This is a genomic window from Streptomyces sp. NPDC051364, assembly GCF_040682115.1.
GTDB lineage: Bacteria > Actinomycetota > Actinomycetes > Streptomycetales > Streptomycetaceae > Streptomyces.
In genome coordinates, this window is sequence record NZ_JBFBAH010000002.1 from 694720 (window position 1) to 707083 (window position 12364).

General features: G+C 67.0%; 11 protein-coding genes and 2 pseudogenes. All 13 read left to right on the plus strand.

Going from position 1 to position 12364, the window contains the following annotated elements; translation table 11 throughout:
* Positions 1-61 precede the first annotated feature (61 nt).
* Positions 62-871, plus strand: a complete 810-nt coding sequence (locus tag AB0M76_RS06865; RefSeq protein ID WP_365951878.1) for an MBL fold metallo-hydrolase — start codon at positions 62-64, stop codon at positions 869-871.
* Positions 872-1161: 290 nt separating this feature from the next.
* Positions 1162-1584, plus strand: coding sequence for a nuclear transport factor 2 family protein (locus tag AB0M76_RS06870; protein ID WP_112447181.1), 423 nt, complete (start codon positions 1162-1164; stop codon positions 1582-1584).
* A gap of 356 nt (positions 1585-1940) precedes the next feature.
* Positions 1941-2921: a zinc-binding dehydrogenase gene (locus AB0M76_RS06875; protein ID WP_112453226.1), complete on the plus strand. Its 981-nt coding sequence runs from the start codon at positions 1941-1943 to the stop codon at positions 2919-2921.
* 41 nt (positions 2922-2962) lie between these two features.
* Positions 2963-3355: an MmcQ/YjbR family DNA-binding protein gene (locus tag AB0M76_RS06880; RefSeq protein WP_365951879.1), complete on the plus strand. Its 393-nt coding sequence runs from the start codon at positions 2963-2965 to the stop codon at positions 3353-3355.
* Positions 3352-3735: an MmcQ/YjbR family DNA-binding protein gene (locus tag AB0M76_RS06885; RefSeq protein ID WP_327256346.1), complete on the plus strand. Its 384-nt coding sequence runs from the start codon at positions 3352-3354 to the stop codon at positions 3733-3735. Before AB0M76_RS06880 ends, AB0M76_RS06885 begins: the two co-directional genes overlap by 4 nt.
* Positions 3732-3878 (plus strand): annotated as a pseudogene (locus AB0M76_RS06890) (replication-associated recombination protein A); the annotation flags it as partial. The gene AB0M76_RS06885 and the pseudogene AB0M76_RS06890, both read left to right, overlap by 4 nt.
* Positions 3879-4858: 980 nt before the next feature.
* Positions 4859-5977, plus strand: a pseudogene (locus AB0M76_RS06895) (Tn3 family transposase); the annotation flags it as partial.
* Entirely contained in the window at positions 5862-6293 is a 432-nt protein-coding gene (locus AB0M76_RS06900) for a Tn3 family transposase (RefSeq protein ID WP_365951880.1), read from the plus strand. The pseudogene AB0M76_RS06895 and the gene AB0M76_RS06900, both read left to right, overlap by 116 nt.
* A gap of 151 nt (positions 6294-6444) precedes the next feature.
* The gene (locus AB0M76_RS06905; protein ID WP_365951881.1) at positions 6445-7521 is read left to right on the plus strand and encodes a hypothetical protein; all 1077 of its coding nucleotides are present in this window, start codon (positions 6445-6447) and stop codon (positions 7519-7521) included.
* Positions 7522-7572: 51 nt separating this feature from the next.
* Complete coding sequence (locus AB0M76_RS06910) at positions 7573-8790, plus strand: cytochrome P450 (RefSeq protein ID WP_365951882.1); 1218 nt, start codon at positions 7573-7575, stop codon at positions 8788-8790.
* Positions 8791-9119: 329 nt separating this feature from the next.
* Positions 9120-9347 carry a ferredoxin gene (locus AB0M76_RS06915; protein ID WP_365951883.1) on the plus strand — a complete coding sequence of 76 codons (228 nt, stop codon included), beginning with the start codon at positions 9120-9122 and terminating at the stop codon, positions 9345-9347.
* Positions 9344-10741: an FAD/NAD(P)-binding oxidoreductase gene (locus AB0M76_RS06920; protein ID WP_365951884.1), complete on the plus strand. Its 1398-nt coding sequence runs from the start codon at positions 9344-9346 to the stop codon at positions 10739-10741. Before AB0M76_RS06915 ends, AB0M76_RS06920 begins: the two co-directional genes overlap by 4 nt.
* Before the next feature lie 6 nt (positions 10742-10747).
* Complete coding sequence (locus AB0M76_RS06925; protein ID WP_365951886.1) at positions 10748-11962, plus strand: cytochrome P450; 1215 nt, start codon at positions 10748-10750, stop codon at positions 11960-11962.
* Positions 11963-12364 lie beyond the last annotated feature (402 nt).

Here is a 12364-nt window from a genome sequence, read left to right on the forward strand (position 1 = left end):
GCGGGCAACCCAGCCTCACACCTCAGCACCCCTCACTCTGCTTCCGGCAAAGGACATGATGATGAGCACTCTCGACTTCAAGGTCATCGACCTGGACTTCCCCGTCGGCTCGAAGAACAAGACCGCAACCCTCATCACCGGTGAGCAGGGCGCGTTCCTCATCGACACCGGGTTCACCCGCGCCGACGGACACCGGCTGGCCGCCGAGATCCTCGACTCCGGCAAGAACCTCACCAAGGTCTTCATCAGCCACGCCGACCCCGACTACTACTGGGGCGCCGAGGTCATCGCCGACGCCTTCCCCGATGCCGAGATCCTGGCGACACCGCTGGTGATCGAGCACATCAAGGCCGCGTACGAGGGCAAGCTCAAGGCCTGGGAGCCGGTGGGCGCCAACCGCCCCACCCGCCTGGTCGAGATGGCCGAACTGACCGGCGACCTCACCTTCGAAGGCCACGTCTTCCAGCTCAAGGGCGGCCACCCGGGACTGCCCGACCGCCACTACCTGTGGCAGGCCGAACACCGGGCGATCGTCGCCGGCGTCCTGCTCTTCCAGAACGAGCACGTCTGGGTCGCCGACACCGGCAAGCCCCAGGACCGCGCCGTGTGGATCGAGCTGCTGGACGAGATGACGGCCCTCGACCCCGCCTTCGCAGTCCCCGGCCACCGGCTGCCCACTGCCGTCGCCCTCGACGCGAGCCCGATCGCCTACACCCGGAACTACCTCACCGCCTTCGAGGACGAGCTGGACAAGGCCGACAACGGTGAGGCCCTGACCAACGCCCTGGTCACCCGCTACCCCGGATCCGGCATGCTCATCGCGGCCCAGCTCGGCGCGAAGGTCGCCAAGGGCGAAATGACCTGGGGCTGACCCACCCCGACCACGGTCCGGCCGGGACGCAGGCCGGACCGTGCCCGCCGAGCCCAGCGAGAACCCATGAGCACCACCGCCCGCGACACCCAGGCCGCCGGCCCCGCGCCCGCCAGTTCGGCCCCGCGCTCCTGGGGACCTACGGCTACCTCGCCGCGTACCTGATCGCGCCGGCCGTCGGCGCGGGCATCCACCAGTTGCTTCAACGCTACGCAGGAGCCAGGCGCGTACCCACCTACCGCCTGTGCCCCACCAGCACCCCCGACCCCATCTGAGAAAGGCCGTAACCCATGGAGACCACCGACTTCCACGCCTCCGCCGCCCCCGCCGACGTGGTGCGCCGCCAGTACGTCGCCTCCGCCAACGGCGACCTCGAAGCCCTGCGGGCCACCCTGGCCGACGACGTGGAGTGGACCGAGATGGCCGGCTTCCCCCTGGCCGGCACCTACCGCACCCCCACCGGCGTCACCTCCGCCGTCATGGAACAGCTCGGCGAGTCCTGGGACGACTGGGCCGCCCACGACGACACCTACGTCGTCGACGGCCAGAACGTCGTCGTCCTCGCCCGCTACACCGCCACCAACAAGGCCACCAACAAACCGCTCAACGTGCGCGTCGCCCACCACTTCGTCGTACGCGGCGGAAAGATCGTCCGCTTCGAGCAGTTCGTCGACACCGCCCTGGTCCGCGACGCCATGCACCCAGGCGCATAACCGCACCCGCCCAGTTCCCCGCCGGACGTCCTCGACCGGGGTCTTGAGCCCGTCGAGATCCAGCGCCGGCGACGTCACGGGGGCGGTGACGCGCCGGTCACGGTGCATACGTCCTCAAGGGCTTGTGAGGGGACCGCGAGCAGCGCGAATTGCCGCAGGGGGCGGCGCGGACGGAGCAGGCCGAAGAGTTCGGCCCCCGCAACGGCGTTCCGGGCGAACTGGTCGTCCGGCTCCGCCCGACCAAGGTCCACGCGCACGGCGGCGTCACCGATCGACCAACGAGCGCCGCATTGCCGAACCGAGGAATCACCATGAACGAACCGGCCAACCGTGTCGAGGAGACCGGGCCCCGCACGATGCGCGCCATCGTCGTCTTTGAACCGGGTGGCATTGACAAACTCGTCGCCACGGACCTGCCCGTGCCCCCGGTACGCCCCGGATGGGTCCGCATCAAGGTCAAGGCGTTCGGGATCAACGAGTCCGAGGTGACCACCCGCCGGGGCCTGTCCAGCCGCGACGTGACGCTGCCGCGGGTGCCCGGCATCGAGTGCGCCGGGGTGGTCGACGAGGCCCCCGCCGGCAGCGGCCTCACCCCCGGCCAGCAGGTAGCCACCATGATGGGCGGGATGGGGCGCTCCTACGACGGGGCGTACGCCCGGTACGTGCTGGTCCCAGCCGGACAGGTCATCCCCTTCACCTCGGACCTGCCGTGGGCGACGCTCGGCGCGCTCCCGGAGATGGTCCAGACCGCCTACGGCTCCCTGGCCACCGGCCTGGACCTGCGTGCCGGACAGACTCTGCTGATCCGCGGCGGCACGTCCACGGTCGGTCTGACCGCCGCCGCCATGGCCAAGGACCTGGGCGCCACCGTGCTGGCCACCACCCGCCGCCCCGACCGCGCGGACATGCTGCGCGACCTCGGCGTCGATCACCCCGTCTTCGACGACGGTGAGATCGCCGATGCCGTACGGGAGATCTGCCCGGACGGGGTTGATGCGGCCTTGGAACTGGTCGGCTGCGGGCGTCTGCACGACACCCTGCGCGCGGTCCGCCTCCACGGCACGGTCTGCTTCACCGGCGCGCTGGCGGACGAGTGGACCATCCCGGACTTCAGCCCCCTCGGCTTCATCCCGAACGGGGTACGGCTGACCGCGTACGGCGGCGCGGCCACTGACCTGCCTGCCGACGTCCTCGACCACCAGCTGCGCGCCGTCGCCGACGGACGCCTGAACGTTCGCGTCGCGAAGGTCTATCACGGCCTGGAATCCGTCCGCGAGGCGCAGGCCGACTTGGAGTCCGGCGCGTTCCCGGGCAAGCACGTCGTCGTACTCGACTGAAACGATGCTCAACCACCGGACACGAAAGGGAGGTTGCCCTGATGGATGGACAGACCCTGCAGGAGACGGCCCAGGAGCGAGGTGAGAGCCTGCCGATGGCCACACTGGAGTACCGGTTCGGGCCTGAATGGGAGGTCTTCAAGGTCCACGGCAAGGTGTTCATGCTCATGACGGAGGTGCCCGGCCGACCGGTCGTCATCCTCAAGTCCAGCCCGGGGGAGGCCGAAGCGCTGCGGGCGACGCACGCGGACATCACTACCGGCTACCACATGAACAAGAAGCACGGGATCACCCTCGCCCCCGGTGCTTCGATCGACCCGCACCTGGTCGAGGACCTGGTCACCGACTCCTACCGGCTGGTCGTCGCCCGACTCCCCAAGGCCAAGCAGCCCGTGAACCCGAAGACCTTCGGCATCCGCGCGGGGGCGCGGTGACCCTCACCGGTGCCCGGATCCAGCGGACCGCGCGCCGCACGGCCACCGGCCTCCCGGACGTCAGCCACGACCGCCCCTTCACCCCGAAGCTCGACGTCTACAAGACGGCGGGCAAAGTGTTCCTGATCGTCACCGATGCCCCCGACGAGCCTGCCGACCAGATCATCACCGTCAAGTGCGAGCCGGAGCAGGGCAGTTCGCTACGCATGCGCTACGAGAGCATCGTGCCGGGCCGCTATCTCAGCAAGGCGCACTGGATCTCGGTCGGCGCGGGCCCCGACATCACCGCCGACCTGATCGAGTACCTGGTCAGCCACTCCTACGACCTCGTCCACGGCCCACCGCCCAAGGACGCGTCGCTGAGCCAGGGCATCCGATGACCCACACCGAACCCGCGCTGCCCTTGTTCGGCGACGAGCCGCCGCGCCCGCCGGCCGATCGGCTGCGCCCGCGTACCCTCGCCGACGTGGTCGGCCAGAACCATCTCCTGGCCCCGGATGCCCCGCTCGGCCGCATGGTGGCCGGACGGCTGCCATTGCGGCGGTCCGGTCCTGACCGGGAGAGCCGACAGCGTTTCCGGCGGTTTCCCGGTCAGTTCCCCCGGTGCATACCCGTACAGGCCCAGCGCGACGGCGCCAGCGCCGATTTTGGCCCAGCCTTGTGCTCGCGGATGCCCGGCCACACCAACCAGGCGCCGCCGATCTCGAAGGGGGCGGCTGGACGTTGCTCTTCCTGTTCCGCTTCCGGCGGTCTGGCACAAGCCGATTCGATCTCTGGACCCGCGTCTTGATCTTGATGTCATGTGGATGCGCGTGATCCATGAGCCTGCCGCAAAAAGCTTTGGCCGGCGGTTTCTCAGGTGTGGGTGAAAGAGTCACCGGAGGGAAGGGGTGAGCGAGGTGGTCTACGAGCCTGGGCAATTCGGTCAGGCGGGAGTGAGTGCTGGCAGCACGGCAACTGGCCCGATGCGGAGGGTGCAACCCGCCTCGCGGCGACCGGCCAATTGATCACGGTGGGAAGTCTGAGGCAGCCCCCGGGGGAGCGGTTCGTCCTGTGCCCCCATGTCTCTGATGTGCCATCAGGTAAGTCAGCATCTGATCAGCATCAGTCCTCAAGCGTTCCAGAGTGGCTGACCGATTGTACGCCTGGTCGGCGGCGTCACGACAGCCTGGTTCGCATGGAAGTGCAGGCAGGGAGCCCTCTCGCCAGAGGGGGTCGATGTTCCTAATAAACTTCGATCTGACGCGTGCCGATGTACAGTGAAGAACGCCCTTGACCTGCGGAAAGCTGGCAGGGAGCCGTCTTCTAGGAGTTCAAAATGCTTCGCACCATGTTCAAGTCCAACACCTAGCATCTGGGCATTTTCGCAGGTCAGCGTCGTGCTGTTGGGGTCCAGGTCAGCAAGTAGTCAGCATCGGTCCCGATCATGTCCCGCCGTTGCTGACCTCGGAGACGGCAGTGGGGGAAGTCGGCGCCCTCCCGCCCCGCACCGGACACTTGGCTCTCCTCAACCACGACCAACCGGCGAACTACATCTCCGGCCGGGCCATCCACCGCGCCTCCGTGAGCCACCGCGGCGAAGGCGAAACCGACGCCAAGGACGCCGCCGTCATCGCCGACCAGGTCCGCATCCGCCGTGACCTGCGCCCCTTACGCACCGGCGACGAAACTGTCATCGACCTCAAGATCCTCACCGGTCGACGCATGGCCCTGGTCGCCGGCCGCACCCGCACCGTCAACCGGATCCGGGCACAGCTGTCCGGCATCTTCCCGGGCCTGTAACGGGCCTTGGACCGCACCAACACCGGCCCGCTTATCCTGCTGACCGGCTACCAGGCCGCTGCAGCCACCCGCCGGCTCGGCACCAAGCGCCTGGAGACCTGACTCTGAAACCGCAAGGTTGTCCGCGCCGATCAGCTCGCCGAGACCGCAGTCCAGGCCGCAGAACACCAGCACACCAGCCTGCCCGGGGAGGACGGCACCCTCATGGACACGTACCTCAACAACCTGCTCCCCGAGACCGCGGTTCGGCTGGGGAAGTCCGGCGGCATCGCCTACCACCACATCGCCGACACCTGCATCGCGCTGTTCACGCACTTCATTCCGTGTGGGGTCCGGGAGGACGTCTACATCATCGAGGGCTTGCTGAAGAACGTCTCCGAGGTCAAGCCCACCACGATCCACGCCGACACCCAGGGCCAGAGCTTCCCGGTCTTCAGCGTCGCCCACCTGCTGGGCTTCGAGCTGATGCCCAGGATCAGTCACTGGAAGGACCTCAACTTCTACCGGCTCACCCGCAGCGTCCAGTACCGCCACATCGACGCCCTGTTCGGCGAGGCGGGCAAGAACGTCATCAACTGGGACCTCATCGAGGCGCACTTCCGCGACCTGATGCGGGTGACGATCTCCGTACGCGCAGGCGCGATCTCCTCCACGCTGCGCCTGCGCCTGCGCTCCGGCTCCCGCAAGAACGCCCCACTACGCCGCGTTCCGCGAGGTCGGGCGCGTGATCCGCACCGTCCAGCTGACGTACCTCTCGGCCGCGTCCATGCGTCGGCGGGTGGCGGCGACCAACAAGGACGAGGCGTACAACGGGTTCTCACAGTGGCTGCACTTCGGTAACCGCGGCGTCATCGCCGACAACGACCCCATCGAGCAGGAGAAGGCGACGAAGTTCAACTCCCTGCTCACGAACACGGTGATCTTCCATAGCACTCTGGCCATCATCGACGTCGTCCGCGAGCTCCAAGCCGAGGGCTGGAAGCTCGAGCCGGAGGACCTCGCAGAAATCTCCCCGTACCTCGCCGAACACATCATGCGATTCGGCGAGTACTCCACCCACGAGCTCAGCGACGCGCCCGAGGCGTACGAAGTTCATCTCGACGTCGACTTCACCCGGCTCGATGCCGATGCGGGCCCTGAGGCCGAGGCGGCCTGAAAGCTGAGCCCGGTGACCGCTACCAGCCGCACGGCAGTCACAGGGAGCTACTTGTCACTTCGCCGTAGTTTCGGGACAGGGCCGTGCAACTGGCGCTAGAAGTCTATTTGTGCTACTTCACACCAGTTAGTAACCTTGATCATAGGCTGGGTTGAAACTCGGCGAGAACCCCTGCGAGAAAAAGGGGAAATCTGTAATTACTTTTGTGGAGAAGCAGCGGTTCGGCGGTGGCCGGACGGAACAGGCCTTGGTGAAGGTCGCATGGGAGGGTGAGCTCTTCGGTGTCGGCCTTTTTGAAGAACTAGCCGAAATGTATCCGGCACATGCCGAGGAATTCACGGCGTGCGCCACGATGGAATGGTTCAACGTCCACTACTGCGATCCTTTCGGCCACGACGCCGGCATGAGCGTCACCCTGGAGAAGGCCGAGAAGCTGGGTAGGGAGGGCGCGGCGGTGGCGCGGCGCCATCGCTCGTTCGAAGGCGTGGCCAAGCTCGCGATCGAGGAGACGGGGGAGGCCGACCTGCTGTACAAGCACCTGATCAAGGGCGCCCGTACCCTTGAACTGAAGGCGCTCGGAGAGGACTTGCTTGAGCATGAGAATGCCATGCGGGCCTGGCTTCAGTCCGAGTTGGACGGGAAGTCCGACGGCGCCGAGAAGGTATTCGCGTACCTCGAACGTCACGGCATCAGCAGAGAAGATGCTGTGACCCCACGGAAACTCAGAGAAGATGTGGGGGGCGATAAGCAGCAACTCGCCCTCGCTTTCTTCACCAGCGAAGATGCCGCCGACCATGCAGCTGAGGCGCTGAAAAAGTGGGAGAAGGGCAGCGAGTGCATGAAGGTCGACGCGATCGGCCTGCTTGTCAAGGGCAAGGACGGCAAGATCAAGGAGGAAAAGCTCGGGAGGCGGGCAGGGAAGAGAGGCACGGGGGTCGGTGTAGTCCTGGGCCTGGTCGCGGCGATACCCACAGGCGGCCTCTCATTGGTCGGAGGCGCGCTCGGCGGCGTGGCCGGAGGCGGGATCATCGGAGAGTTCTTCCACAAAGGCCTCAAGATGACCGACGAGGATGTGAAGCGCATCGGCCGTGAGCTCGCCGAAGGTAACGCAGCAGTTGGTGTGCTCACCTGGGACTTCGAGACCGAGGCCGTGGCCGGAAAGCTCAAGGAGATGGGCGGAACTCCCGAGACCCTTGAGGTGGCCAAGCTGACAGCGGAGGGCCAATAGAGCGTGGCAATTGCGGCTCAACAGAGTGACCGCGGAAGGAGGAGAACCGTCATGACCGTGGCTCAGACGCCCAACACTTTTCGCGAGATCCTTGACTACTCCAGCCGAGCCGACCCTTACCCGCTCTTTGCTGAGCTCCGCAGGACTCCGGTGGCCGTGCAGGAGGATGGCAGCTACGTGATCAGCACCTACCGGGAGATCACGGCGTTGCTGCACAATCCGCACCTCAGCTCCGACATACGCAATCAAACGCGTCCGATGCCGTCCGCCGCATGGAGCGAAGAAACGCCGGAGTTCATCAACATCGATCCGCCCGAACATGACCGGCTGCGGCGCATGGCGATGCGGCATTTCGGTCCCCCGCACACCCCGGGGCTGGTGGACGGCATGCGGCCCGAGCTGACCGCCATCGTCAGCGGTCTGATCGACCGTTGCGCGGGCAAGGCTCAGATCGATGTCGTCGACGACTTCGCCTACCCGTTCCCGGTCACCGTGATCTGCCACCTGCTCGGGGTGCCGCGCGAGGACGAACCGCGATTCCACCAGTGGGTCGAGGCGCAAGTTGACGTCATCGATTACGACCCGAGCCTGGATCCTCCGGAGAGGCTGCAGAAAGGCATGCAAGCCATTCTCGACCTGCACCAATACCTCGGCGGACTGCTGGAGAGCCGCCGCAGCCGGCCCGGCGATGACCTGCTGTCACGCCTGGCCAGCGACGACGGCCCGGACGGACGCATGACCGACGAGCAGATCGTGAGCACGGCCAACCTGCTGCTCGTCGCCGGGCATGAGACCACCGTCAACCTGATCGCCAACGGCGTGCTGACGCTGCTACGCCACCGGGATGTGCTGCAGCGGCTGCGCGACGAACCGGGCCTGATCGTGCGCCTGGTCGAGGAGTTGCTGCGCTACGAGCCGGCCGTGCATATCGTCCCCTGGCGGACGGCCTACAGCGACATTCCCCTTGCGAACACGACCATCCCGAAGGGCTCGCAGGTCCTGCTCGTGCTTGCATCGGGCAGCCGCGATCCGGACCGCTTCCGTGATCCCGACCGTTTCGATCCCGAGAGGCAGGACAACCAGCACCTGGGCTTCGGCGGCGGCATTCATCTGTGCTTCGGCGGCCCGCTGGCCCGGCTGGAGATCCAGATCGCACTCGGCGAGTTCTTCCGGCGCCTCGAAGATCCCCGGCTGGTTGCCGACCCGCCGCCGTATCGGCGCAGCCCGATCCTGCGGGGTCCCCTGCACCTCCGCGTCGAGCACGGGTGACAGCCGCGGACACAGGCAGATGGCCATCTCCTCGGGCATCGGCTGACGCCCGTATATCCCTCTCCGGGCGGGCGATGTCTGCGCACGCGGGATAGACTGTTGACAGCTAGGTCAAGTTCTCCGGGCGCTGTTCCAGACGCCGGTTGCATTATTTGCAACGATCACTTTTACCTGTGGAGACCTTTGACGAGCGGGGCCGTCACCCTCGTATTCGAAGGGGTGGGCAAGCGGCCAAATTCCTTGTTCCGAAGGCCGCCTGGCGGTATGCACACCGCAGTGGCGCTGCCTAAGGTCTCGCAGCTCTGAAGCCCCTGAAATGGAGGATCGAGATGCGAGTTGTCGTAGATCTTTCCCGATGCCAGGGATATGCGCAGTGCGCTTTCCTGGCCCCGGACGCGTTCCGGATGCACGGCGAAGAAGCACTGATGTACAACCCGAACCCCGACGATGCCCAGCGTGAGCAGGTGCTGCGCGCCGCGGCAGCCTGCCCGCTTCAGGCGATTCTGGTCGACCAGCTGGAGGGGCGGCACGCACCGGCGGGGGTGTCGCAGTCATGACCAGCGCCGACACCCTGAAGGGGTTCAAGCGCGACGGCCGCATCGTGATCGTCGGGGCGTCACTGGCGGGACTGCGGGCCGCGGAAGCTCTGCGCAATGAGGGGTTCACCGGGTCGTTGACCATGATCGGTGACGAATTGGGGGAGCCTTACGACCGGCCCCCGCTGTCCAAGCAGGTGCTGACCGGGTGGGTACCGGCCGGGGGGACCACGCTGCCGCGACGTCGAGACATCGACGCTGAGTGGCTGCTGGGCGTGCCCGCCAGCGGACTGGACCTGGCGACCAACCACGTGCACCTCGCCGACGGTCGCGCGATTCCCTTCGACCGAGTGCTGATCTCCACCGGGGTACGGGCCCGGCCGTGGTTCGTCGAGACCGAGGCGGCCCTGGACGGAGTGTTCGTCGTACGCACGCGCGAGCACGCCGAGAGCCTGCAGCGAGCCCTCGCAGCCGGGCCCTCCCGCGTACTGGTCATCGGCGCGGGATTCACCGGCTCCGAGATCGCCTCCATCTGTCGCGAGCGGAACATCCCGGTGACCGTCGCCGAGCTCGGGCCGGCCCCGCTCGTCGGGGCACTCGGCGCCATGATCGGTGAGGTCGCGGCGGACATGCAGCGCGCCCACGGTGTCGACCTGCGCTGCGGCGTCAAGGTCACCCAGCTGGAGGGGGACGCGCAGGGGCGTTTTCGCCGCGCCCACTTCTCCGACGGCAGCACCATCGACGCCGACGTGGCGGTAGTGGCACTCGGGGGCATACGCAACACCGAGTGGCTACGGGACTCGGGACTGGCGGCAGGCGTATGGGGAATCGCCTGCGACACGGGCTGCCGCGCTCTCGACCTCAACGGCCTGGTCACCGACGACATCTTTGTCGCCGGAGACGTGGCACGCTGCCCGAACCCGATCTACGAGTACCGGCTCATCTCGCTGGAACACTGGGCCAACGCCGTGGAGCAGGCCGAGGTCGCGGCCCACAACATGGTCAACGCCCAAGCGGACCGCTGGCCCCACCTGTCCATCCCGCTGTTCTGGTCGATCCAGTTCGGCGTCAACATCAAGTCCGTCGGTGTGCCGACCTTCGCCGACGAGGTCGTCGTCACCCAGGGATCAGTGTCCGACCACCGCTTCGTCGCCGCATACGGCTACCAAGGCCGCGTCACCGCTGCAGTCAGCTTCAACAATGCGAAGTGGCTGGACCACTACCGACAGCTGATCGAGACGGCCGCACCCTTCCCGCCGCCCTGCCCCACGCCCGACCAGCCCGCCGACGCGAAACCGGTGCCCGTCGACTTCCCCGGCCCCACCCTGCTCGCCCAGGGCGCCACGGTGGTCGTCACCGGCCATGACCCGAGCGAGCGGCGCGTCACAGCCGTGCGCCAGAACCGTCGGAGGTAAAGCGAGATGACCACGACCGAGACTGCCGACATCCTGCACCGGATCCTCGACTACTCCGCCCGGGCCGACCCGTACCCGCTGTACGCCGAGCTGCGCAAAACCCCGGTGGCCCTGCAGGAGGACGGCAGCTACGTCATCAGCACCTACCGCGAGCTCACCGGCATACTGCACGACCCGCACCTGAGCTCCGACGTCCGCAACCTGTCGCGGGCGATGCCCGCCGCCGGGGGACGCACCACGCCGAGCTTCATCAGCATTGACCCGCCCGAGCACGACCGCATGCGGCGCCTGGCCATGCGCCACTTTGGCCCCCCGCACACCCCGGGGCTCGTGGACCGCATGCGACCCGACTTGACCGCCACCGTCAGCAGCCTGATCGACGACTTCGCGGGCAAGCAGCAGATCGACATCGTCGACGACTTCGCCTACCCGTTCCCCGTCACCGTGATCTGTCACCTGCTCGGCGTGCCACGCGAGGACGAACCACGGTTCCACCAGTGGGTGAACGCCATCATCGACTCGCTTGACTACAACCCCAAAACCGACCCGAAGGAGAAACTGGACAACGGCCTGCAGGCCAACAAAGACATGCAGCAATACCTCGGCGGGCTGCTGGAACCACGCCACGACCGGCCCGGCGACGACCTGCTGTCACGCCTGGCCACCGATGACGGGCCCGACGGACGGATGACCGACGAGGAAATCGTCAGCACCGCCCATCTGCTGCTCATCGCCGGCCACGAGACCACCGTCAACCTCATCACCAACGGCATGCTGACGCTGCTACGCCACCCGCAGGTGCTGCAGCGGCTGCGCGACGAACCGGACCTGGTCGTGCGGCTGGTCGAGGAACTGCTGCGCTACGAGCCCCCTGTGCACATCATTCCCTGGCGGGCGGCGTACAGCGACATCACCGTCGCCGGCACCACCATCCCCAAGGGCTCGCAGATCATGCTCATGCTCGCCTCGGGCAGCCGCGATCCGGATCGCTTCCACGATCCCGACCGCTTCGACCCCGACCGGCAGGACAACCAGCACCTGGGGTTCGGCAGCGGCATCCACCTGTGCTTCGGCGGCCCGCTCGCCCGGCTCGAGACCCAGATCGCACTCAGCGAGCTGGTACACCGCCTCGACAATCCCCGGCTCGTCGCCGACCCACCGCCGTACCGGCCCAGCCCGGTCCTGCGAGGTCCGATTCATCTACACATCGAGCAGGGATGACAGCCGTGAGTAGAAGCTCGGCGAGGAGCCGGAGATCGCGGGCGCCGTCGCCGAGGGATCCAGAACTTCATCCGTAGTGGCCAGACCCGAACTCTCCACGACGCACGCCCCCGGACTCCTAAGAGGGATCCGGGGCGTGCGTGCTGAGGAACGCTGAGACGTGACGACAGTCGAGATGTGTCACCGACCAGCGCCGCGCCCAGAGCCGCAGCGACCTGCGCACATTCGTTACCACCCACGGCCGCCCTCACAAAGCGGAGAACGACGGGCGGCGTAGCCGCATCTGACATCCAACGCTGACATCAACGACCGCGGACAACGGCAGACCTAGATGTTCAAGGGCAGCCGCTCCCCATCGAAAGGGCGCGGTTCGACAGGGCGCGATCGGATCCGTGATCGAAC